General features: G+C 67.9%; 21 protein-coding genes and 1 pseudogene. 9 read left to right on the plus strand and 13 right to left on the minus strand.

All coding sequences use genetic code 11. The annotated features are described in order from the left end of the window. Positions 1–10: 10 nt before the first annotated feature. Positions 11–1,222 (minus strand): annotated as a pseudogene (locus INQ40_RS08190) (transglycosylase SLT domain-containing protein); the annotation flags it as partial. Between the two features lie 185 nt (positions 1,223–1,407). Here INQ40_RS08190 and INQ40_RS08195 point away from each other — a divergent pair. The 3 genes from INQ40_RS08195 to greB are packed head-to-tail and all read left to right on the plus strand — an operon-like array spanning position 1,408 to position 3,997. Beyond that, positions 1,408–2,934: a helicase HerA-like domain-containing protein gene (locus INQ40_RS08195; RefSeq protein WP_194340043.1), complete on the plus strand. Its 1,527-nt coding sequence runs from the start codon at positions 1,408–1,410 to the stop codon at positions 2,932–2,934. Between the two features lie 42 nt (positions 2,935–2,976). Continuing rightward, positions 2,977–3,477 carry a copper resistance protein NlpE gene (locus INQ40_RS08200; RefSeq protein WP_194340044.1) on the plus strand — a complete coding sequence of 167 codons (501 nt, stop codon included), beginning with the start codon at positions 2,977–2,979 and terminating at the stop codon, positions 3,475–3,477. A 16-nt stretch (positions 3,478–3,493) separates the two neighbouring features. Continuing rightward, entirely contained in the window at positions 3,494–3,997 is a 504-nt protein-coding gene (greB, locus tag INQ40_RS08205) for a transcription elongation factor GreB (RefSeq protein ID WP_194340045.1), read from the plus strand. An 11-nt stretch (positions 3,998–4,008) separates the two neighbouring features. Here greB and rimO read toward each other — a convergent pair whose 3' ends face one another. Beyond that, a complete protein-coding gene (gene rimO / locus INQ40_RS08210; protein WP_194342488.1) occupies positions 4,009–5,352 on the minus strand; it encodes a 30S ribosomal protein S12 methylthiotransferase RimO in 1,344 nt (447 codons plus the stop codon). A 161-nt stretch (positions 5,353–5,513) separates the two neighbouring features. Here rimO and INQ40_RS08215 point away from each other — a divergent pair, with 161 nt between their 5' ends. Next, positions 5,514–6,176, plus strand: coding sequence for a dienelactone hydrolase family protein (locus tag INQ40_RS08215; RefSeq protein ID WP_194340046.1), 663 nt, complete (start codon positions 5,514–5,516; stop codon positions 6,174–6,176). Next, the gene (locus tag INQ40_RS08220; protein WP_194340047.1) at positions 6,173–6,598 is read left to right on the plus strand and encodes an HIT family protein; all 426 of its coding nucleotides are present in this window, start codon (positions 6,173–6,175) and stop codon (positions 6,596–6,598) included. The genes INQ40_RS08215 and INQ40_RS08220 overlap by 4 nt, the downstream gene beginning before the upstream one ends. Before the next feature lie 30 nt (positions 6,599–6,628). Here the strand turns inward: INQ40_RS08220 and dcd are convergent, their stop codons facing one another. Continuing rightward, positions 6,629–7,204: a dCTP deaminase gene (gene dcd, locus INQ40_RS08225; RefSeq protein WP_194340048.1), complete on the minus strand. Its 576-nt coding sequence runs from the start codon at positions 7,202–7,204 to the stop codon at positions 6,629–6,631. Between the two features lie 111 nt (positions 7,205–7,315). Beyond that, positions 7,316–8,170 (minus strand): iron-sulfur cluster carrier protein ApbC, encoded by an 855-nt coding sequence (gene apbC / locus INQ40_RS08230; protein WP_255524316.1) that lies wholly within the window; start codon positions 8,168–8,170, stop codon positions 7,316–7,318. A 445-nt stretch (positions 8,171–8,615) separates the two neighbouring features. Here apbC and INQ40_RS08235 point away from each other — a divergent pair, with 445 nt between their 5' ends. The 3 genes from INQ40_RS08235 to rnfB all read left to right on the plus strand — a co-directional run bounded on the left by INQ40_RS08235 (position 8,616) and on the right by rnfB (position 11,759). Then, entirely contained in the window at positions 8,616–9,065 is a 450-nt protein-coding gene (locus INQ40_RS08235) for a DUF2147 domain-containing protein (RefSeq protein ID WP_194340050.1), read from the plus strand. Between the two features lie 149 nt (positions 9,066–9,214). Next, positions 9,215–11,296: a methionine--tRNA ligase gene (gene metG / locus INQ40_RS08240; RefSeq protein WP_194340051.1), complete on the plus strand. Its 2,082-nt coding sequence runs from the start codon at positions 9,215–9,217 to the stop codon at positions 11,294–11,296. Positions 11,297–11,300: 4 nt separating this feature from the next. Next, the gene (gene rnfB, locus INQ40_RS08245) at positions 11,301–11,759 is read left to right on the plus strand and encodes an Rnf electron transport complex subunit RnfB (protein ID WP_228481965.1); all 459 of its coding nucleotides are present in this window, start codon (positions 11,301–11,303) and stop codon (positions 11,757–11,759) included. Here rnfB and INQ40_RS08250 read toward each other — a convergent pair. The 6 genes from INQ40_RS08250 to INQ40_RS08275 form a co-directional block, all read right to left on the minus strand. After that, a complete protein-coding gene (locus tag INQ40_RS08250) occupies positions 11,737–12,804 on the minus strand; it encodes a TraB/GumN family protein (RefSeq protein WP_194340053.1) in 1,068 nt (355 codons plus the stop codon). The two genes, rnfB and INQ40_RS08250, sit on opposite strands and share 23 nt — an antisense overlap. A gap of 11 nt (positions 12,805–12,815) precedes the next feature. Continuing rightward, complete coding sequence (locus INQ40_RS08255) at positions 12,816–13,790, minus strand: DUF1684 domain-containing protein (protein ID WP_194340054.1); 975 nt, start codon at positions 13,788–13,790, stop codon at positions 12,816–12,818. A 1-nt stretch (position 13,791) separates the two neighbouring features. Then, complete coding sequence (gene mutL / locus INQ40_RS08260; RefSeq protein WP_194340055.1) at positions 13,792–15,663, minus strand: DNA mismatch repair endonuclease MutL; 1,872 nt, start codon at positions 15,661–15,663, stop codon at positions 13,792–13,794. 99 nt (positions 15,664–15,762) lie between these two features. Further along, on the minus strand, positions 15,763–17,301 hold the full coding sequence (locus INQ40_RS08265; protein ID WP_194340056.1) for an N-acetylmuramoyl-L-alanine amidase: 1,539 nt from the start codon (positions 17,299–17,301) through the stop codon (positions 15,763–15,765). Between the two features lie 88 nt (positions 17,302–17,389). Further along, positions 17,390–17,866 (minus strand): tRNA (adenosine(37)-N6)-threonylcarbamoyltransferase complex ATPase subunit type 1 TsaE, encoded by a 477-nt coding sequence (gene tsaE / locus INQ40_RS08270; protein ID WP_194340057.1) that lies wholly within the window; start codon positions 17,864–17,866, stop codon positions 17,390–17,392. After that, entirely contained in the window at positions 17,866–19,386 is a 1,521-nt protein-coding gene (locus tag INQ40_RS08275) for an NAD(P)H-hydrate dehydratase (protein ID WP_194340058.1), read from the minus strand. Before INQ40_RS08275 ends, tsaE begins: the two co-directional genes overlap by 1 nt. A 73-nt stretch (positions 19,387–19,459) precedes the next feature. Between INQ40_RS08275 and queG the strand changes: the two genes are divergently transcribed. Continuing rightward, a complete protein-coding gene (queG, locus tag INQ40_RS08280; protein ID WP_228482191.1) occupies positions 19,460–20,533 on the plus strand; it encodes a tRNA epoxyqueuosine(34) reductase QueG in 1,074 nt (357 codons plus the stop codon). A 388-nt stretch (positions 20,534–20,921) separates the two neighbouring features. Here queG and panD read toward each other — a convergent pair whose 3' ends face one another. The 3 genes from panD to panB form a co-directional block, all read right to left on the minus strand. Continuing rightward, entirely contained in the window at positions 20,922–21,302 is a 381-nt protein-coding gene (panD, locus tag INQ40_RS08285) for an aspartate 1-decarboxylase (protein WP_193983689.1), read from the minus strand. Positions 21,303–21,398: 96 nt separating this feature from the next. Continuing rightward, complete coding sequence (gene panC, locus INQ40_RS08290) at positions 21,399–22,247, minus strand: pantoate--beta-alanine ligase (RefSeq protein WP_194340060.1); 849 nt, start codon at positions 22,245–22,247, stop codon at positions 21,399–21,401. Between the two features lie 36 nt (positions 22,248–22,283). Continuing rightward, a complete protein-coding gene (gene panB / locus INQ40_RS08295) occupies positions 22,284–23,111 on the minus strand; it encodes a 3-methyl-2-oxobutanoate hydroxymethyltransferase (protein WP_194340061.1) in 828 nt (275 codons plus the stop codon). Positions 23,112–23,116 lie beyond the last annotated feature (5 nt).

Consider the following 23,116-nt stretch of genomic DNA (forward strand, 5'->3'; position numbering starts at 1 on the left):
CCCTTCCCGGCTCGCTGGCGACCAGCTCGCGCGCCATGTCCGCGCGCGGCCCGCGAATGCACTGGCGCTTGTAAAGGCCGGCAATCCGCGTGGTCGCCTGCAGGATCGTGCCGGCAGGCAGACGATCGTCGGCCTGGTAGCGCGGGTTGTAATTGCGCAGCGCGCGCATGTAGCCCTCGCGCACGCCACGGTTGCCCAGGCAGATCGTCAACTGGTAGATCGACGCCGGCTGCTCAAGACGCAGCTGCACCGGCTTGGGATCGACCTTGGGCAGCGTCAGGCCGTACTCGTCCGGGTGCAGGAACAGCCATGCCGCCGCGATCACCATCGGCACGTAGTCGCGGGTTTCCGGCGGGAACTGCGCGTACACGTCCGCATCCCAGAAGCCCTTGCCACCCGCCCCCTGGTAGACCCGCAGTGCGCGCCCTTCGCCGCCGTTGTAGGCGGCCAGGGCCAGTTCGATGTTGCCGTTGAGCTCGCGCATCCGCTCGTTGAGATAGGAGACGCTGGCCTCGGAGGCGGCGTAGGCGTCGTAACGGGTATCAAACCCGGTGCCGTCATCGCCCAGGCCGAAGCGCTTGCCGGTGGCGTACATGAACTGCAGCGGCCCGGCAGCGCCTGCGCGCGAGGTCGAGTGCACGCGGCCGTTGGACTCCTTGGCCAGGATGCCGAACAGCAAGGCCTCCGGCAGCCCGGCGCGCTCGTACTGCGGCCACATCAGGTGTCGCATGTACTGGTAGTTCTCGTAGCTGGTCAGCAGCGCGCCGCGCATGTCCGTCAGCCAGCGGCGGATGCCTTCCTGCACCGCCGGGTTGTACTGGACCATGCGGTCGAAGCGATGGCCGTCGTCATCCAGCAGCGCTGCGGCCCGCGCGGCCTCTGGCACGTCCTCGGCGAACGAGGTGATGTGGTGGCCGGCGGTTCCCGGTGGCAGTTCGTCGAACAGCAGGTCGCTGCCCTCGATGTCGGCGGTCAGCTTGAGCAGCCGTTTGTAGGTGCTCAGCAGCGATGGCACCGAGCAACCGCGCTGGCCCGAGCAGGCGGCGACGACGTCCTCCATGTCCTCCAGCGCCTTGTCGGCCTCGCCGCTGCCGGCCGGATCGGCGTTGCCCATCTTCACCAGCGCCTGCTTGTAGGCGGTTTCGGCGGCCTCCATGCGGGCGGTGATGGCATCAACCGCGGCCTGGTCGCGGCGCGACAGGGCGGACGCATCCACGGACATCGTCAGCAGGGCGGCGCCGAGAACAGCGGCGAGCAGGCGGGGAAAACAGTGTTGTGCGGGCATGGGATCAGGCAAGGGGAAGCGGCATGCAGGGTAGTCTGTGCCGAGCAGGCACCGCAATCGACCGCCTGCACCGCCGCCCGTCAGGCCATAGAATCAGCCGCAGTCCCGCCCTGGAAACCCGCATGCCCACTCTTCCGCCAGTGCTCGTCGGCAAGGCCGTCACCACGCCGCAGTCATTGCCAGAAACCGACGGCAAGGTCTTCCTGCTGCCACGGCTGGGGAACCGCCACGGCCTGGTTGCCGGAGCGACCGGCACCGGCAAGACCGTCACCCTGATGACCCTGGCGGAAGGGTTCTCGCGGATCGGCGTGCCGGTGTTCCTGGCCGACGTGAAGGGCGACGTCGCCGGCTTGGCGGTGCCCGGCTCGATGAACGACAAGCTGCAGGCGCGGATCGACGAGATCGGCGTCGACGACTACACCAGCGAGGGCAGCCCGACCCTGTTCTGGGACCTGTTCGGCAAGCTTGGCCATCCGGTGCGCGCCACGGTCACCGAGATCGGCCCGACCCTGCTGTCGCGGATGCTCGAGCTCAACGACACCCAGTCGGGGGTGATGGACATCCTGTTCAAGGTCGCGGACGACCGCGGCCTGCTGCTGCTCGACCTGCCCGACCTGCGCGCGATGCTCAACCTGCTGGCGGCCGAGCGCAAGACGATCTCCACCGAGTACGGCCTGGTCAGCAGCCCATCGATCGGCGCGATCCAGCGCGCCCTGCTGCGCCTCCAGTCCGACGGCGGCGACCACTTCTTCGGCGAGCCTGCGCTGGAGCTTTCCGACATCATGCGCACCAACATCGATGGCCGCGGGATGATCAGTATCCTGGCCTCCGACAGCCTGATCCTGAAGCCGGGGCTGTATTCCAGTTTCCTGCTGTGGCTGCTGTCGCAACTGTTCGAGCAGTTGCCCGAGGTCGGCGACCTGGACAAGCCCAAGCTGGTGTTCGTGTTCGACGAGGCGCACCTCCTCTTCAACGACGCACCGCCCGCGCTGCGCCAGCGGGTCGAGCAGGTCGTGCGGCTGATCCGCTCCAAGGGTGTGGGCGTGTATTTCTGCTCGCAGTTTCCCGACGACGTGCCCGACAACATTCTCGGCCAACTCGGCAACCGCGTGCAGCACGCACTGCGCGCCTTCACCCCGCGCGACCAGAAGGCGGTACGGACGGCGGCGGAGACATTTGTCGCCAACCCGGACCTGGACGTGGCCAAGGCGATCGGCGGCCTGGGTACCGGCGAGGCGCTGGTATCCACGCTGCAGGACAAGGGCGTACCAATGCCGGTGGAGCGGACGCTGGTGGCGCCGCCCCGCTGCCGCATGGGTTCGATCACCGATGCCGAGCGCGACCAGGTGCGCGCAGGCAGCCCGATCGGTGCCAAATACGACAAGCGCATTGACCGCGAATCGGCCATGGAGCTGCTGGCGCGCAAGGCCGACGCAGCCGCGAGCGAGGCCAACGCTCCCGATGCGAAGCCCATCACCGGGGAGGCCGGCGGGTTCGGCCAGTCCATCCGCGACATTGTCTTCGGTACCAAGCGCCGCCAGGGGATGGTCGAGACCATGGCCAAACAGAGCGCCCGGACCGTGGGCAACCAGGTCGGCCGACAGATCCTGCGCGGCGTCATGGGCGGCCTGTTCGGCGGCAAGAAATGAATCATCCGAAATGACTTACCGGCAACCCAAGGAGCCCATTCAATGAACCGGAACCTGATCGCCCTCGCCTGCATCGCAACGCTGGCGCTGGCCGCCTGCTCCCGTCAGCCCGCCGGACCGGCGACCGACGCAGCGGTGAACGGCACTCCAGCGGAGGCCACCCAGCCACCCGCCGTGGATGTCATTCCCACCGGTGAAGGCCCCGCTTCCACCTTCGACCAGCGCGAGTTTGCCGGCTCGTTCACCGGCACGCTGCCGTGCGCGGATTGCCCCGGCATGGACGTCACCCTGGTGCTCGAGCCCGACGGTACCTACCGCACCACCCACGTCTATCAGGAGCGCCCCGACGGGACCTGGTCCATCCACGGCCACTGGTCGGTCGAGTCCAACGACTCCGTGATCCGCCTGGACCCCAACAGCAAGACCGAAGAGGACCAGCTGTACGGGATCGAGTCCAGGGAGCGCATCGTCATGCTCGACGCGGACGGCAAGAAACCGGACTCGGGGCTGGACTACGGCCTGACGCGCCAGGGCGCGCCATAAGCTTGCGCAGTCGACCATGAGCCGTTGGCGCCCGCCGGTCGCCGCCAGCACCGCGCTGATCACCCGCGCCGGCCACGAGACGCTCAAGGCCGAGCTGGATGAGCTGTGGCGGGTGAAGCGTCCCGAGGTGGTCCGCGCACTGGCGGCCGCCGCTGCCGAGGGCGATCGATCGGAGAATGCCGAGTACACCTACCGCAAGAAGCAGCTCGGTGAGATCGACCGCCGCGTGCGCTACCTGAGCAAGCGCATCCCGGCGCTGCGGGTGGTGGACTCCACGCCTGAGGATCACGGCGCGGTGTTTTTCGGGGCAACGGTGGAGGTGGAGGACATCGCCAATGGCGAGATCCGCACCCACCGCATCGTCGGCCCCGATGAGACCGACGCCGGCCGCGGCTGGATCAGCATCGACTCACCGCTGGCGCGGGCGATGCTCAAGAAGCGCGTGGACGACGAGTTCGACGCGGAGCTGCCAGGCGGCAGCAACCGCTTCGCAATCGTCGATGTGTCCTACGAGGACTGAGGCTTTCGACCTCAATCTTCGAACGACACCTCGCCGTAGAGGTCGTGCTCGTCGCTGCCCATGATCTGGACATCGGCGAAGTCGCCGGGCTTGAGGCCGGCAAAGTAGCCGTTCTGGATCTGCACGACGCCGTCGATCTCCGGGGCGTCGGCCATGGAGCGGCCAATGGCCAGCTCGCCGTCGACCGCGTCGATGATGCAGCGCTGCACGCTGCCGACCTTGGCCTCGAGCTTCTGCGCGGAAATCTCCGCCTGGCGCTCCATGAAGCGGCCCAGACGCTCCTGCTTGACTGCTTCGTCGACCGGATCGGGCAGTTCGTTGGCCTTGGCACCGGTCACCGGCGAGTAGGCGAATGCGCCGACGCGGTCTAGCTGCGCTTCGTCGAGGAAGTCGAGCAATTCCTGGAACTCGGCCTCGGTCTCGCCGGGGAAGCCGACGATGAAGGTGGAGCGGATCGTCAGCTCCGGACACACCTCACGCCAGCGCTGGATCCGTGCCAGCGTCTTGTCGATCGCACCGGGCCGCTTCATCAACTTGAGGATGCGCGGGCTGGCGTGCTGGAAGGGAATGTCCAGGTACGGCAGGATCGTCCCTTCCGCCATCAGCGGAATGATCTCGTCCACGTGCGGATACGGATACACGTAGTGCAGGCGGGTCCACAGGCCCAGTTCGCCCAGACCCTCGCACAGCGCTTTCATCCGGGTCTGGTAGGTCTTGCCGCGCCACTCGTGCTCGGCGTAGCGCACATCCACGCCATAGGCGGACGTGTCCTGGGAGATGACCAGCAGCTCCTTGACCCCGCCCATGGCGAGCTTCTCCGCCTCGCGCAGGACCTGGTCGATCGGCCGCGACACCAGGTTGCCGCGCATCGAGGGAATGATGCAGAAGCTGCAACGGTGGTTGCAGCCCTCGGAGATCTTCAAATACGCGTAATGCTTCGGCGTCAGCTTGATGCCGACACCCTCGATCTGCATGTCCGGCAACAGGCTGATGAACGGGTCGTGCCGGGGCGGCACGGCCAGATGCACCGCGCTGAGGACGCTGTCGTAGTCCTGCGGACCGCTGATCGAGAGCACGCCTGGGTGCGCCTCGCGGATGACTTCCGCGCGCTTGCCCAGGCAGCCGGTCACGATCACCTTGCCGTTCTCGGCCATCGCCTCGCCAATCGCGTCCAGCGACTCGGCCACCGCCGAATCGATGAAGCCGCAAGTATTGACCACCACCACGTCGGCATCGTCGTAGCGCGGCACGAGGTCGTAGCCCTCCACCCGCAGCTGGGTGAGGATGCGCTCGGAGTCGACCAGCGCCTTGGGACAACCAAGGCTGACGAAACCGACTTTCGGATTTTTGGACAAAGTGTCTTGCACGGGCATGGCGTGACCAGTCAGCGGAAAAAGCGCAACGCTCCTGGCAAAGGGTGCCGGGAGCGATCGCGGTATTCGGGAACCGCAATTATAGCCTTGGCGCTAGAATCAACTCGTTGGCCAAGCTGCCGGACAGCTGAACGGAGCGCCGCATGAACCGCTGGACCGATCTGGAAACCCCGCACGGCTCCATCCGCGCCTGGCGCAGCGAGCCCAACGGGCCGTCGCGCGGCGCCGTCGTGGTGCTCCAGGAGATCTTCGGAGTCAATGCGCATATCCGCGATGTCACCAACCGCTTCGCCCACGCCGGCTTCGTGGCGCTGGCGCCGGCACTGTTCGACCCGGTCGAGCGCGAGGTGGAGCTGGAATACGACGCTTCCGGCATCGCCCGTGGACTCGCGCTGACGCGTGCGCTGGGCATCGATCGCGCCGTCGACCTTGCGAATGCCGCCGCGATGGACCTCCAGGCCGAGGGGCAGCGAACCGGCGCCGTGGGCTTCTGCTGGGGCGGCAGCATCGCCCTGCTCGCCAACACCCGCCTGGGACTGCCGTCGGTGAGCTATTACGGCGGCCGCAACGTGCAGTTCCTGGACGAGCCGCTGCGCGCACCGATGATGTTCCACTTCGGCAGCAAGGACCGCAGCATCCCCGCCGCTGACGTCGAGCGGCACCGGGAGGCATACCCGACCGCCAGCGTGCACGTCTACCCCGCTGGGCACGGCTTCAACTGCGAACCGCGCGCCGATTACGATGCCGCCAGTGCGGCCCTGGCCTGGCAGCGCAGCATCGACTTCTTCGAGGAGAACCTGCGATGAGACCGCCGCGCGACCTCGGCTGGCGGCTGGATCCACGCCTCGCCGACGACACCCACCCGGTCACCAACCTGGAACTCAGCGAGCTGCGCTTGATGGATGATGCCAACCACCCGTGGCTGATCCTGGTGCCGCGCATCGAGCACGCGGTGGAATGGATCGACCTGGACGCGGAGCAGCAAGCCGCATTGACCCGCGAGATCGATCGCTGCAGCCGCGCCCTGCGCACCGCGTTCCAGCCGCACAAGCTCAACGTCGCCGCGCTGGGCAACCAGGTCGAGCAACTGCACATCCACGTGATCGCCCGCTACCGCGAGGACATCGCCTGGCCGCGGCCGGTCTGGGGCAGCGCGACCGCCCTGCGCTACAAGCCGGAACTGCTGATCAGGCGGATCGAACTCCTCCACGCCGCTCTAGCCGACTGAGCACGCCTGCTTTTCGGAGCCCGCGCCTGATCACGTACGCGGCAGGGTAACGCCGCGCTGGCCCTGGTACTTCCCGCCACGATCGGCGTAGGAGGTCTCGCAGATGTCATCGGCCGCAGCCTGGAAGAACAGCATCTGCGCCACCCCTTCGTTGGCATAGATCCGGGCCGGCAGCGGAGTGGTGTTGGAAAATTCCAGGGTCACGTGGCCCTCCCACTCCGGCTCCAGCGGCGTCACGTTGACGATGATGCCGCAGCGCGCGTAGGTGCTCTTGCCCAGGCAGATCACCAGCGTGTCGCGCGGAATGCGGAAGTATTCCACCGTGCGCGCCAGCGCGAACGAGTTGGGCGGGATGATGCACTCGTCCGCCTCCACGTCGACAAAGCTGCCGGGATCGAAGTTCTTGGGATCCACGATCGTGGAATTGATATTGGTGAAGATCTTGAACTCGCGCGAGCAGCGCACGTCATAGCCGTAACTGGACGTGCCGTAGCTGACGATGCGCTCGCCATTGACGTGCTTCACCTGGCCCGGCTCGAACGGCTCGATCATGCCTCCGTCTTTTTCGGACATGCGGCGGATCCAGCGGTCGGACTTGATGCTCATGCGTTGGGTTCCCGGATGCGATCGGTTCCGGCCGGGCGGAAGTCCCGGCGGAAAGCCCCCGATTGTAGACCGCGGCGGTGCGGGACGCGGCCACGGTGGGCCACGCCGCGCTTACGAGAGCAGCGACGCCGATATCGATGGAGTCACCCGCGGCCGCCCGGCCAACGCCACCGCGATCCGCCGGGCCGCGTCGCGGTAGGCCGCCGCGGCCGCCGAATCCGGCTGGGCGAGCACGATCGGGACGCCGGCATCGCCCTGTTCGCGGATCTCGCGCTGCAGCGGCAGGCTGCCCAGCAGGGGCACGTCGTACTGGCTGGCCATGCGCTGCCCGCCCCCTTCGCCGAAGATGTGCTCGGCGTGGCCGCAGTTGCTGCATACATGCACCGCCATGTTCTCGACCAGACCCAGCACCGGCACCTCGACCTTCTCGAACATCTTCAAGGCCTTCTTCGCGTCCAGGGTGGCGATGTCCTGCGGCGTGGTGACGATGACCGCGCCGGCGACCGGGATCTTCTGCGCCAGGGTCAGCTGGATGTCACCCGTGCCCGGCGGCAGGTCGACGATCAGGTAATCCAGATCACCCCAGCGGGTGTCGTTGAGCAGTTGGGTCAGCGCCGAGGTGGCCATCGGACCGCGCCAGATCATCGGCGTGTCCTGCTCTACCAGGAAGCCGATCGACATGGTCTCCACGCCATGGGCGCGCATGGGTTCGATCGACTTGCCGTCCGGGCTGTCCGGTTTGCCCGACAGGCCCAGCATCATCGGAATGCTGGGGCCGTAGATGTCCGCATCCAGCACCCCGACGCGCGCGCCTTCAGCGACGAGCGCCAGCGCAAGGTTCACCGCCGTGGTCGACTTGCCCACACCGCCCTTGCCCGAACCGACCGCGATCACGTTGCGCACCGTCGGCAGCGGGGAGAGTTTGGGCTGCACCGCATGGCTGGTGACGCGTTGGCCGAGCTCCAGACGCGCCAGTTGCGAGCCTTCGGCCTGGACCGCCGCACGGATCGCAGCCTCAAGTTCCGCGCGCATGCCTTCCACCGGTACGCCGACGTCCACTGACAGGGCGACGTTGGACCCGTCGCGTGCCACCCGGATCCGCGCCTGCGTCGCTGCCAGGGACGTATCGGTGCCGGGCAGCAGTACGCTACCGATCAGGGCTTGCAATGAATCGGTCACGGCGTTCCTCTTGCGGACAATGCGGGGCCGCCATTGTCGCAGCGGAGCCATGCAATGGGGGTGACCTGGATCAATGCGGCGGCCGGGATGGCTTTTATCGCTGCAGCGCACCGGTAAGGGGCCTGACCGGCAGCCTTCTTGCCGGATTCGCCCCAATGTCGATGGATACGGTATAACGAACCAGTCCCAGCGCCTCGTGGCCTGGTATCCACACTGTCTTCCGGAGGGAAACATGCACAGGAAAATCTCCATCTTGCTGGTACTGGCGGTGGCACTGATGGCCGCGCCGCTGGCCGCGCTTGCCCAACAGACCCCGGTCGGTACCTGGACCACGATCGACGACAAGACCAACCAGCCAAAGTCGGTCGTGGAGATCTACGAGACCCAGGACGGCAGCCTCGCCGGCAAGGTCCTGGAAGTGCTGCAGTCGGACAAGGGTCCGAACCCCGTGTGCAGCGACTGCGAGGGAGATCGCAAGGACCAGCCGATCAAGGGCATGGTCATCCTCTGGGACGTGGCGCGCACCGGCAACGAGTGGAAGGGTGGCAAGATCCTCGATCCGGCCACCGGCAAGGTCTACTCGGTGAAGATGAGCCTGGCCGACAACGGCCAGAAGCTGGAGGTTCGCGGCTTCATGGGCTTCTCGCTGCTGGGCAAGACCCAGACCTGGCAGCGCCGCTAAGCGCTCCTTGCGGACCGAAAGGTTCGCACGCGCCACCCCGACGGCCCGCATCAGTGGGCCGTCGCCGTTTATGGCGGGCCACGCCGCCCGGCTCATGGATGCGGGCGACGCATGCGATACTCACCGGCTCCGTCGCTACTGCCATATCCATGTCCCGCGAGCTTGTCGTCACCTGCGCCCTTCCCTATGCCAACGGCCCGCTGCACCTCGGTCATCTGGTGGGTTACATCCAGGGCGACGTGTTTTCCCGCGCCCAGCGCCTGGCCGGAAACACCGCCCATTTCGTCTGTGCCGACGACACCCACGGAACGCCGATCATGCTGGCGGCAGAAAAGGCCGGAACCACGCCCGAGGCCTACATCGCCGGGATCCAGGCCAGCCATGAGCGGGATTTCGCCGACTTCGGCGTGGACTTCGACCACTACGACTCGACCCACTCGCCGCGCAACAAGGCGCTGACCGAGGCGATCTACGGCGCGCTCGATGCCAATGGGCACATCCAGCGCCGATCCGTCGCCCAGCTGTACGACCCGGTGCGCGGCATGTTCCTGCCCGACCGCTTCGTCAAGGGCATCTGTCCCAACTGCGGCACGCCCGACCAGTACGGCGACAACTGCGAGAGCTGCGGCGCGACGTATTCGCCGACCGAGCTGAAGGAGCCGCGCTCGGTCGTCAGCGGCGCGGAGCCGGAGCTGCGCGAGTCGGAGCACTTCTTTTTCGAGGTCGGTGATTTCACCGATTTCCTGCGCCAGTGGCTGAGCGGTGATGTCGCCATCCCCGGCGTCAAGGCCAAGCTGAAGGAATGGCTGGACGCCGAGGGCGGACTGCGCGCGTGGGACATTTCCCGCGACGCACCGTATTTCGGCTTCCAGATCCCCGGCCATCCCGGCAAGTACTTCTACGTCTGGCTGGACGCGCCGATCGGCTACCTGGCCAGCTTCCAGGCCCTGTGCGAGCGCGAAGGGCTGGATTTCGACAGCTACCTGGCACCCGACAGCGCCGCCGAGCTGCATCACTTCATCGGCAAGGACATCGTCAACTTCCACGGCCTGTTCTGGCCGGCGGTGCTGCATGGCGCCGGATTCCGGGCCCCGACCCGGCTGCACGTCAACGGCTACCTGACCGTTGACGGCGCGAAGATGTCCAAGTCGCGCGGCACCTTCGTGATGGCGCGGACCTACCTGGAAGCCGGCCTCGATCCGGAGGCGCTGCGTTATTACTTCGCTGCCAAGACCTCGGGCGGCGTGGACGACGTGGACCTAAACCTGGGCGACTTCACCGCGCGGGTGAACGCCGATATCGTCGGCAAGTTCGTCAATCTGGCCAGCCGCTGCGCGGGCTTCATCAGCAAGCGTTTTGACGGCTTGCTCGCCGATGCCCTGCCGGATCCGGCGATGTACGAGCGCTTCGTCGCGCAGCTCGCACCCATTGCAGCGGCGTACCAGCGCAACGAGGCGGCCACGGCGCTGCGCCTGACGATGGCTCTGGCCGACGAGGCCAACCGCTACATCGATGACCACAAGCCGTGGGTGATCGCCAAGCAGGAAGGTGCCGACGCCCAGCTGCAGGCCGTCTGCAGCCAGGGGCTGAACCTGTTCCGCGTGCTCAACACCGCGCTCAAGCCGGTGCTGCCGCGGGTCACCGACCAGGCCGAAAGCTTCCTGGACGCGCCCGTCGTCCACTTGGACGATCTGGCGACGCCGCTGACCGCGCACCGGATCCAGCCCTACACCCCTCTGTTCACCCGGATCGACCCGAAACTCATCGACGCCATGACCGAAGCCAGCAAGGAATCCCTGCAACCCACGGCGGCTCCCGCCGCGCCCAAGCCCGCGGCGGCCGCGCCTGTCGCCGCCACGGCATCGCCAGCGGGGTCCAGCCCCGCCGAATCGTCGACCCCGACCATCGGCATCGACGATTTCGCAAAATTGGATCTGCGGGTCGGCAAGGTACTGGAGTGCGGGTTTGTCGAGGGCTCCGACAAGTTGCTGCGCTTCCTCCTGGATGCAGGCGAGCTCGGCCAGCGGCAGATCTTCTCCGGCATTCGCGCCAGCTACGCCGACCCGGACGCGCTGGTCGGCCGCAACGTGGTATTCATTGCCAACCTGGTGCCGCGCAAGATGCGCTTCGGCATGAGCGAGGGAATGATCCTGTCGGCCGGCTTCGATGCCGGCGCCCTCGCCCTGCTGGGTACCGACAGCGGCGCGAGTGCGGGGATGCCGGTACGGTGATGCGATGCAGCCCGCGGACGACGCCGAAAGCCTGACCGGGCGCCTGGACCGCCTGCTGCCGCAGACGCAGTGCGGCCAGTGCGGCTACGACGGCTGCCTTCCGTACGCGGAGGCGATGGCGCGCGGAGAGGCTGACGTCGACCGCTGCCCGCCCGGTGGCGATGCCGGCGCGCTGGCGCTGGCGCTGGCACTGGGGACCCGCGCGGTTCCCTTTGACCGCAGTCGCGGCGCCTACAATCCCGGCCTGGTCGCGCTGGTGATCGAGGAGGACTGCATCGGCTGCACCAAGTGCATCCAGGCCTGTCCCGTCGACGCGATCATCGGCGGTGCCAAACACATGCACACGGTGCTGGCGTCACTGTGCACCGGGTGCGAGCTGTGCGTTCCAGCGTGCCCGGTGGACTGCATCGACATGATCAGCGGCGACCCGCCGGTGGCGCTCAGCGTCCGATCGGAAGGCTGACCGGCTCGGCGGCACTCTCAGGCGCGGCACGCTCTGGAAACGCCTGATCCCCAGGTCCGCAGGCGCTGCAGATGCGCTCCACCGTGTAGCCGGCGTGCTCCAGCAAGGCCACAAGACCGTCGTTGCCGAGCAGATGCATCGCTCCCACCACGACCAACACGTTGTCCCGGCCGCTTCCGTCGAGCATTTCCCTCAGCAGCGGAAGCCACGCCCGGTTGCGGTCCACGTTCACCATCTGGTAGGTGCGCGGTGTCCTCACCATCATCTCGCTGAGCGCGATCGCCTCCAGTCCCGGCACGTCGCCGGCGCGCCACGCCTGGTGCAGATCGGCCAGTTCGCCGGGCATCTCCTGCGGGCGGTCGAGGAAGTCCTCCAGCCCGATGATCTGTTCGGCCATCGGTGAGTCGGCCAGGGCGCGCAACTGGTCGTCGATCGTCTCCAGGCCCGCGGTCGGTTTGCCCGCCTCCAGGGCGCGCTGCATGAGGTGCTGATCCACGCCCAGTTCGGGGCTGAAGCCTAGCGAGTGCGACAGCCCAAGCATCAGGGACAGGTTCACAAACCACGGGCTGTAGCGGTTGACCTGGTCCAGGGAGCCGCCCTGACGCGCCAGCAGACGATGCAGTTTCTCCCGCAACCTCGGCGAGATGAGGTCCGACAGCGTGCGGCCGTCGGGCAGTTTGGCCGCCTGCCTGAAGCGCAGGCTGGCCTCGGGGCTGCCGAGCTCTTCCGGAGACACCTCGAATACGACCTGGGCGGCGTCATCGAAAGCGGCATCCACATCGGCCGACAGCGGGTAATCGTCTTCCTTCAGCAGATGGATCGAGCCAAGCAGGTACACCGCATTGTTCCGGTCCGAGACCTTCCACAGCAGCGGCACCGGGGGCACGTGGGGTGGGCTCTCGGCCTGTGCCAGCGCAGCTTGCGTGGTGTCGGCGTGGTCGCTGGCCGTCCAGCGGTCGGGCGCGACCACCGCCAGTGCGGTGCCGCACAGCAGCACGAGGCTGGCAATCAGGACTCTTGTCTTGCGCATGGTCTTGTCTTGCATCAGGCGGCGGGTTATCGGGTCGATGTCGGCGGCACGTAGAGTTTTTCGCCCGCGGTGACGGCCAGCTCGAGCCTGTTCTGCGGCGGGGGCAACGGACAGGTCGCAAAGTCGGAGAAGGCGCACGGCGGGCTGTAGGCGCGGTTGAAGTCCAACAGGACTCCATCGTCGGCATCGGGCATCGGCGCGTCGAGGAAACGGCCTGCCCCATAGCTCCCGTGACCGTTGGTGCGGTCGGCGAACACCAGGAACAGCCCACCGCTGCCGTCATCGATCGCGTCCAGCCGGTACCTCTCGCCGCCGCGCTCGAACTCCACCAACCCCGGGTTCGGCATCGCGTCGAACGAGCCCAGGATGTTGGCAATCTCGATCGTCTGCCCGGGCGGATGCGGAATGAATCGCCCGGGGATCATCCAGTTACGGTCGGCAGGCCAGTACTCCAGCGTGCCAAAACCCGTCCGGGTCGGGGCATCCGCGTGGCGAACGCGCAGCGCGTGGCGCTTGTCGCGGAGGATCACCGTCGCCTGTCCGCGGCCGCCATCAAAGCCGAGCACGCTCGGGCCCGCGGGGTCGTCGTCACTGCGCAGGACGACGGGGCGCTTGACCGGCGCACCGTCCACGCTCTGGTCTCCGCCGGTCTCGGGCACAAAGCGGACCTTGCCGTCGCGCAGGTCCAGCATGCCCAGATGCGACGGTCCCATCGACAGCTGGATGCCGTTACCGGGATTGCTGCCCACGTAGTGCGCGCCGGGCGTGATCCAGTGCAGCCCCACCAGGCTCGCCCAGCCGTCCGGCGCCACGAGCGCGGCGCGGCGCTGCTCGCGCCAGGATTGCTGGTCGGCATCAAAATCGATTTCCTGCGCAGCCACATCGGACTCCTGTTTGGCGTTGAAAAGCCGGTTGCCATCGCAGCCAGCCACGGCGACAAGAAAACCTGCGGCCAGCGCGAGCGCGGCGACCGAAGAGCAACGACCCGGTGCGCAGTTCATCTCAACGGCCTCGCAGGAACCAGCGGTCGATCTCGGGCAGGCTGAAATGCGCCCAGGTCGGTCGGCCGTGGTTGCACTGGCCGGAGCGCTCGGTGATTTCCATCTCGCGCAGCAACGCATTCATTTCAGGCACCGTGAGCCGCCGATTCGCGCGCACTGCACCATGGCACGCCATCGTGGAAAGCAGTTCGTCGCGCGCTGCCGACACCCGGATGCCCCCCAGTGGCGACGCACCGCCATGCTCGCGCAGATCGACCAATACGTCGCGCAGCAGCGCCTCCACGTCGCCGTGCGCCAGCAGCGCGGGTACCGAGCGCATCGTCACCGACTGCGGGCCCGAACGGGTGACCTCGAAGCCCAGGTTCGCGAGCACCTCCGCTTCGCGCTCGGCGACTTCCGCCTCGCGTTCGGACACCGCCAGCGTGGCCGGGACCAGCAGCGGCTGGGTCCGCAAGCCCTCGCCGTCGTGCGCCCGCTTGAGCTTCTCGTAGCCGATGCGCTCGTGGGCGGCGTGCATGTCGACCACGATCAGGCCGGCGCTGCTCTCGGCAAGGATGTAGATGCCGTGCAACTGGGCGATGGCATAGCCCAGCGGGGGCAGCGTGGCTTCGCTGCTCGCCGGCAGCGGCGCGTGTGCGGCAGTAGCGGGCCCGTCAGGTGAAGCGCCATCGGATCGTTCTGCCGAAGCCGGGGCACCATAGAGTTGCGCCAGCCCCGCGCGCTGGTCGGCGACCCGCAGCCCCAGCGGCGACTGCGGGCGGTGCCAGGGGTACGGGTTCCCCGGTTGCGATGCCCCATCGATGGTGCCCGGTGCGCCCGCATGCTCCGCCGGCTGCCCACCGTGCAGCGCGGCCGGCTGGCCCGCACGCGTGCGCGCCAGCACCGACTGCAGCGTCCGATAGACGAAGTCATGGATGAGCCGGGAATCGCGGAACCGCACCTCGTGCTTGGCCGGATGCACGTTGACATCGACCCGCCGGGGATCCAGCTCGAGAAAGAGCACGTAGGCCGGTTGCCTGCCGTGGAACAGCACGTCCGAATACGCCTGCTTGACCGCATGGGCGACGCTGCGATCGCGGATCGCACGGCCATTGCAGTACAGGTACTGCTGATCGGTGGAGGCCCGGTTGTAGGAGGGCTCGGCAATCCAGCCGTGCAGGCGCAAGCCGGCGCCGCTGTGATCGACGGGGATGGCGTTGTTGGCGAACTCCTCGCCCAGGGTCTCGTGCAGACGCAGATCCGACAGGCCGGCCTGGTCGAGCATGTCGGCGTCGCCCTTCCAGCGCCGCGAGGGCTTGCCGTTGTGCGACACCCGCAACTCGACGTCCGGACGGGCCAGCGCCAGTTGCCGCAGCCACTCCTCAATATGCGACAACTCGGTGCGCTCGGCGCGCAGGAACTTGCGCCGCGCGGGCACGTTGAAGAACAGGTCGCGAACCTCGACCGTGGTTCCGATCGGATGCGCCTTTGGCGCGACGCTTCCGACCTGGCCACCGCCGACTTCCAGCGAGGAGCCGTGCTCCGCATCGGCTGGCCGCGAGGTCATCACGAAGCGGCTGACCGACGCTATCGACGGCAGTGCCTCGCCACGGAAACCCAGGGTCAGCACGCCCTCGAGATCGTCCAGGGAAGCGATCTTGCTCGTGGCATGGCGGGACACCGCCAGCGGCAGCTCTTCGGGACCAATGCCGGAGCCATCGTCGCGCACCCGGATCAGCCGCGCCCCGCCCTCCTCCAGATCGATGTCGACCCGACGGGCGCCCGAATCGAGCGCATTCTCGACCAGTTCCTTGACCACCGACGCCGGTCGTTCGACGACCTCGCCGGCGGCAATCTGGTTGATCAGGGTATCCGGGAGCGGGCGGATCGACACGGAGCGGCGGGTCCTGGCAAGGCTGACCGGCCATCATAGCGAACGCGGCCTGTACGACCGAGTCGGGGGATCGCCGACACCCGACGCAACATCACTCGTTCAGGGACTGCCGCCGGCGGTGACCGATGCGGAGGCGGTTTCCAGTGCCGCGGCGCGGGCAGCAAACATCGTGCCCGGAGGCGGTTGACGGGTGAAGAAGGTGTTGACCCCGTCCAGCACAGCGCCGGCAACCTTGCGCTGGAACGCGGGATCCTTGAGCCGGATCTCTTCGGTCGCGTTGGAAATGAAGGCCGTCTCGACCAGCATCGCCGGCATGTCCGAGGTCCGCAGCACCGCGAAGTTGGCGCGCTCGATGCTCGGCTTGTGGACATTGCCCACGCGCTTGAGGCCGTCAAGGATCTGCCCGGCCGCGTCCTCGGACGCCTTCATGTGCCCGCTCTGGGTCAGGTCGAGCAGCACGGAGGCCAGCGTCGTGTTGGCGGACATGCGTGCGCCACCGATCAGGTCGGCGGAGTTTTCCTTGTCCGCCAGCCAGCGGGCCCGCTGCGAGGACGCGCCGCGCAGCGACAACACGTAGACCGAGGAGCCGTCCGCGCCGCGGTTCTCGGCCGCGTCGGCATGGATGGAGATGAACATGTCGGCCTTGGCGGCCCGCGCCAGCGCGGCGCGCTTGTTCAATGGGATGAAGACATCGTGCTCGCGGGTCATGTAGGCCTTCAGGCCGGGAGTCGCATTAATCTGGCGCGCCAGCTCCTTGCTGATCGCCAGCACCACGTCCTTCTCGCGCGTGCCGCCCTTGCCGATCGCGCCGGGATCCTGGCCGCCATGGCCGGGGTCGATCGCGATCACCAGCGGGCGCATGCCCTGACCCTGCATGACCTGCTGGATGGTCTTGACTGGCGCAGTCGCAGCAGGCGGCGCCGACGCGGGCGGCGGTGTCGCACGCACGGGTGCGGGAGCCACCGCAACCATGCTTGGCATGGCGTCCTGTGCTGAAGGGCGGCTGGCGAGTTCCTTGGCCGAGGCGGCGGCATTGGCCGCGGCAATCTGGGAGATGAGCCGGCTGGTGGCTTCCGCCGAGGCCGCGGTGTCCACCGGGGTCGGGGTGCGGATCTGTGTCGGGGCGGTAACCGGCGCCATCATCTGCGCCGCGGCAGCGGTCGAGTCTGCGCTCGGTAATTGTGCCGGAGTGACCGACGTCGCGACCGCGGCTGCGGGCACGGACGCCGGAGCACCGTCGCCCGGCCACTCGACCACCAGCACCGGTCCCTTGCCGCTTTGTTCGATGCGTGGCTTGAGCGCGGTGATGGTTTGCGAGAGGTCAAACACGATCCGCGCCGTCCCCGGCACCGGCTTGCCGGTGCGTACCGACTTCACCACGCCGGCACCGGCCGGAACCGACAGGGTTGGCGACACGGAAGACGCCGGCATGTCGATCACCAGACGGTCCGGACCCGCCAGGCTGATGACCTTGAACTCGCCCGGCGCGTCCAGCGCAATCTCGGCGCGGGTGCCAGTGGCGCCCGCATTGAGCTGCAAGCCCTTGATTTCACTGGAGTGCGCCACCGCGCCCACGCAGGCGACGATCAACGTGGAGCCGAGCAGCAGGCGGCACAGACTGGGGGATTGGACTCGCATGCCGGGTAGTCAACCATCGCAACCCACGTATTGCAAGCGCTTTTTCCCTTATTAATCCGATACCTGCCGCATCTTCCTCCCAAAAGGTTCAGGAGACGTCGGCGATAGCGTCGTCCCCGGCAAGACGCTGCAGCCACACCCTCCCGGCATCGCTGTGCGCCGACAATTGGGCGCGACGGCCGTCACCTTCGGTCTCCAGCTGGACTTGGATATCCGCCGGTGGCAGACCGCCACGACCGCGATCCGCCCATTCCACCAGCCACAGGGTCACATCCGCGCTGTCCAGACCGAGGTATTCCAGCTCGGCCGGATCGCCGATCCGGTACAGATCCAGATGCCACGCCTCTCCACCGCCGGCCAGCGGATAGCGCTCGACCAGCGTATAGGTCGGGCTGCGGATGGCGCCGCGCACGCCCAGCTCGCGCAACAGCGCACGGGCCAGCGTCGATTTGCCCGCCCCCAGGTCACCCTCCAGGTGAACCACGGCGTGCTGCGGCCGGGCCCGCGCAAGCGCCTGCCCCAACCGGTCCGTGCGGCTGCTGTCGGCGAGCGTGAACACCTTCATCAACGGGCTCCGGGGTTGGCACGGCATCGCAGCCAGCGCATGAGGTCGCTCGGCAGCAGGCCGCGCTCGCCGCCATCTGCAGCCGCCGAGTCCGCGGCGACCGAGTGCAGGAGGGCGCCACATACCGCGGCGTCCCGCAGCGGGAGTCCCTGCGCCAGCAGCGCACCGATGACCCCGCTCAGCACATCGCCCATGCCGCCGACGGCCATTCCGGGATTGCCGGCGTCGATGAGGCTGAAGGCCCCGGACGGGTCGGAGACGATCGTGCCGGCACCCTTCAGCACCACCACCCTCTGGTAGCGCGAAGCGATAGCGCGCGCCGCGGCGAAGCGATCGCGCTGCACATCATGGATCCCGGTCTGCAACAGCCGCGCCGCCTCGCCCGGATGCGGCGTGAGTACGGCACTGGCAGGTGCCGCGACGACACCAGCGGCGATCAGGTTCAAGGCGTCCGCATCCAGCACCACCGGCAGGCCGGACGCGCAGATCGCGCGCAGCCGTTCCCTGCCCCACGCGCCCTGACCCAGGCCCGGCCCGATCACGATGGCGGACGCATCGCTGATCAGCGCGTCCAGCGCTGACGACGCCGTGCCATCGCTGTCGCCGTTGCTGGCCTCGCCGCCGTCGCCGTCGCCGTGCACCATCGCCTCCGGCAGCCGGGTCAGCAGCGGCCCGACGTGGGCCTCCCGGGTGACGACATCGACGAGGCCGGAGCCCGCGCGCAGGGCCGCCTCGGCCGCGAGCATGATGGCGCCGCCATGCCCGTGGTCGCCGCCGATGCATAGCAGTCGTCCGTTGCGACCCTTGTGGCTGTCACGCCGACGCGGCTGCAGCCACTGCGCCAGGTCCGGCGCCCTCAGCCAGGCCACGACCGCCTGTGTCGAGCGCAGGTCCCTCGGCTCCAGGCCCAGGTCGGCCACTTGCAGCCGACCGGTGAAATCCCGCGCCGCGCCGGTGCGCAGACCGGCCTTGGCCGCGATGAACTCCAGGGTGAGCTCGGCCACCACCGCCACTGATCCCACCGATCCTGTGTCTGCGACCACGCCGCTGGGCACATCAAGCGCCAGGACCGGGGCGGAAAGCGCGTTGATCCGCTCGACCAGCGCCGCGACAGGCCCCTCCAGTGCGCGCGTCAGCCCGATGCCGAACAGCGCATCCACCAGCATGTCGGCAGCCGGCAGTGGTCCGTCCCCAGCGACCAGTTCGCCGCCCGCATCGACGTATTCCTGTCTGGCCCGGCGGCACTCGTCGGTTCGCGGCTCATGGTCGGGGAGGCAGTAAACCTGCACCCGGCGACCCGAAGCCCGCGCCAGCGTCGCCAGCACGTAACCGTCGCCACCGTTGTTGCCCGGACCGCAGATAACCAGCAGCGACTGCGCGTGCGGCCACTGCTGCGTGACCGCCTGCCGGGCGGCGCGACCGGCACGGCGCATCAGCTCGAACGGATCACCGAACCGGACGGCAGCGCGCTGCTCGATTTCCCGCAAGGCAGCGCTGGTATGGAGGACGGCAGGCGACATGCGGCGATTCTATACTTGCAGTGCCGTGACCCATCCCCCCCGCCCCTCCCCCGATGCCATCAGCGTGACGCAGTTGCCCGATCGCGCTGACGCCGACCCGGCCGTGCTCGCGCTGCGTATCCGTGAACTGGCGGCGGAGTTCGGCTTCCAGCGCTGCGGCATCAGCGGCATCGAGTTGGGCGAGGACGAGGGGCATCTCCGCGACTGGCTGGAAAAGGGCCTGTACGGATCGATGGAATGGATGGCCCGCCACGGCGAGAAGCGCTCGCGCCCGGCCGAGCTGGTGCCGGGGACCTTGCGCGTGGTCTCGGTGGGCCTGGATTACGGGCGCCGCGATGACGCCGAGGCGTGGCAGACCTTGGGCGACGGGGAGCGCGCCTATGTCGCCCGCTACGCCCTGGGGCGCGATTACCACAAGCTGATGCGCCAGCGACTGCAGCGGCTGGCCGACCGCGTCGCCGAACTGGTCGGGCCGTTCGGCCACCGCGTCTTCGTCGATTCCGCTCCCGTGCTGGAGCGCGCGCTGGCCCGCAATGCCGGGCTGGGCTGGATCGGCAAGCACACCTGCCTGATCGACCGCGATGGCGGCTCGTGGTTCTTCCTCGGCGAGATCTACCTGGACCTGCCGCTGCCCGTCGACGAGCCGGCCACCTCCCACTGCGGCACCTGCTCGCGCTGCATCGATGTGTGCCCCACGCAGGCGATCACCGCCCCCTACCGGCTTGACGCGCGGCGGTGCATCTCCTACCTCACCATCGAGAACGACGGACCGATCCCGCTGGAGTTCCGCGAGCCGATCGGCAACCGGATCTTCGGCTGCGACGACTGCCAGCTGGTGTGCCCATGGAACAAGTTCGCCAAGCGCAGCGACGAGCCGGACTTCCGCGCCCGCAACAACCTGGACGAGGCCAGCCTGGCGGACCTGTTTGCGTGGACGGAGGCGGAGTTCCTGGAGCGCACCGAGGGCTCGGCGATCCGCCGCAGCGGCTACCGCCGCTGGCTGCGCAACATCGCCGTCGCCTTGGGCAACGCCCCGACAACCGCAGAAGTCCTGTCGGCGCTGGAGTCACGCCAGAACATCGATGACGACCTTGTGCGCGAACATGTGACGTGGGCATTGCGGCGCCATCGCGAGCGCGGCAATTGAGGTGAGCGAGCGCGGCGACTGAGGTGCGCGAGCGCGGCGACTGAGGTGCGCGAGCGTGATAGCTGCAGACGTTCCGGGCGAATGTCCCCCGGCCTCCGCCTGCGGCGGAGGCCTCCTCCTTTATTTCGCCCGGAACGCCTGCAGCTACCTCTATCGGGTGGCCGCGGTGGGCGGACAACGCACAGCGGGGCTTGCGCTCACGTGGCCGGGCTTGCGCTCACGTGCTTCAGCGACGGGAGCGAATGCCGTTGGAGCGAAATAAAGGAGGAGGCACCGGCTTCATCGGTGCCGGGGGACATTCGCACCAACGGCATTCGCTCCCGGTGCCAGCGGCGTTCGCTCCCGGTGCCACATCAGCCCGGCGCATAACGCAACCGGGCCAGCGGGATCACGCCGCTTGCGCGGGGATCGAGTCGTTGGTGTGGGTCATCGCGTTGTCGGCATCGACGTACACCAGGGTGGGCTTGAACTGCGCCGCCTGGGCTTCGTCGAACTGCGCATACGCGCAGATGATCACCAGGTCGCCCGGCTTGGCGCAGTGCGCCGCGGCGCCGTTGACCGAGATGATCCCGCTGCCTTCCTCGGCCCGGATCGCGTAGGTCACGAAGCGGTGGCCACTGTCGATGTTGTAGATGTGGATCTGTTCGTATTCGCGGATGCCGGAGATGTCCAGCAGCCGGCCGTCGATCGCACACGAGCCTTCGTAATGCAGCTCGGCGTGGGTGACGGTGGCGCGGTGGATCTTGGCCTTGAGCAGGTTCAATTGCATGGTTCAAAAACTCCGACCGAACGGCAGCGGCGTGTGGAAGTGTGAGTTTATCAGGGGATGGCGCACTGCAGCATGAGCGGCGATAAAACGGTGTGTCTAGTGATCGAACTCGATGTTGTCGATCAGCCGAGTGCTTCCCAGCCGCGCCGCAGCCAGCGCCACCAGCGGACCGGCAGCATCGGAATCAGCCGCGCTCAGGTCCGGATGCCGGATGGCGACGTAGTCCACCGCAAAGCCCGCCGCGGTGAGTTGCGCTGCCGCATCGTGCTCAACCGTGCGCAATGGCATACCGGCGCCTGCCGCCTCACGCGAGGCCTGCAAAGCGCGATGGATCGCGGTCGCGGTCTGGCGCTCCGTCGGCGACAGGTACTGGTTGCGTGAGCTCATCGCCAGGCCGTCGGCTTCGCGGACGATCGGCGCGGCCACCAGTTCGACGGCGAATGCCAGGTCGCGGACCATGTAACGGATCACCGCCAGTTGCTGGTAATCCTTGCGCCCGAATACCGCGACATCGGCTTGCACCTGGTTGAAGAGCCGGGCCACGACCGTGGTGACGCCGTCGAAATGGCCGGGACGGTGGGCGCCTTCGAGGACACCGGTCACGCCCGGCACCCGGATTTCCACGACGCCGTTCATGCCGTACGGATACATCGTCTCCACCGAAGGCAGCCACATCGCGTCGGCGCCCGCTTCCTCCAGCGCGGACACGTCGGCGTCGACCGTGCGCGGGTAGCGCTCGTAGTCCTCGCCCGGTCCGAACTGGGTCGGATTGACGAACACGCTGGCGACCACGCGGTCGGCGTGTTCGCGGGCGAGCCTGACCAGGGACTGGTGGCCGGCATGCAGGTTGCCCATCGTCGGCACGAAGCCCACGCGCAGGCCCGCCTGCTTCCACCCACGGACACGCTCACGCAATGACGCAAGCTCGGTGATGGTCTGGATCATCGGATTCTCGACCGCAAACAGGACGGCATGGATGGTTTAGGCGTAGGAGTGTTCCGGGCCGGGGAAGGAGCCTTCCCGCACCGCGGCCGCAAAGGCCTGCATGGCGCCGACCACCGAGCCCCCCTCGGCGAGGAAGTCCTTGACGAACTTCGGTCGGCGCTGCCCGCCCGCCAGGCCGAGCATGTCGTGCAGGACCAGCACCTGGCCATCGCACTGCGGACCGGCGCCGATGCCGATCGTCGGAATGTCCAGAGCGGCACTGATGTTGCTGGCGACCGTGGTGGGCACGCACTCCAGCACCAGCAACTCCGCGCCTGCGTCCGCGACGGCGCGGGCATCGTCCAGCAGCTTGGCGGCGGCCGCCTCGTCGCGGCCCTGCACGCGGTAGCCGCCCAGGCGCAGGACCGACTGCGGGGTCAGGCCCAGGTGCGCGCAGACCGGAATCTCGCGCTCGACCAGATAGCGGATGACCTCGAGCTTCGGCCCGGCGCCCTCGATCTTGACCATCCCCGCGCCAGCCTGCAGGAAGCGGGTCGCCGCATCCAGGGCGCGGGTCGGCGAGGCATCGGACTGGAACGGCATGTCGGCCACCAGCAGCGCGGTCTGCAGGCCACGGGCGACGCAGGCGGTGTGGTAAGCGATGTCGTCCACCGTGACCGGCAATGTGCTGCCGTGGCCCTGCACCACCATGCCCAGCGAGTCGCCGATCAGCACCAGGTCGATCCCGGCCGCCTCGACCGCATGGGCGAATCCCGCGTCGTAGCAGGTCAACATGGCCATCTTCCGGCCGTCCGCCTTGGCCGCGCGCAGCATCGGCACGGTCCAGGGCTTGCGCTCAACGGGAGATGACGGGGAGGTATACATGGCTC

The organism is Lysobacter sp. H21R4, assembly GCF_015277535.1.
In the GTDB taxonomy this organism is placed as follows: Bacteria; Pseudomonadota; Gammaproteobacteria; order Xanthomonadales; family Xanthomonadaceae; genus Novilysobacter; species Novilysobacter ciconiae.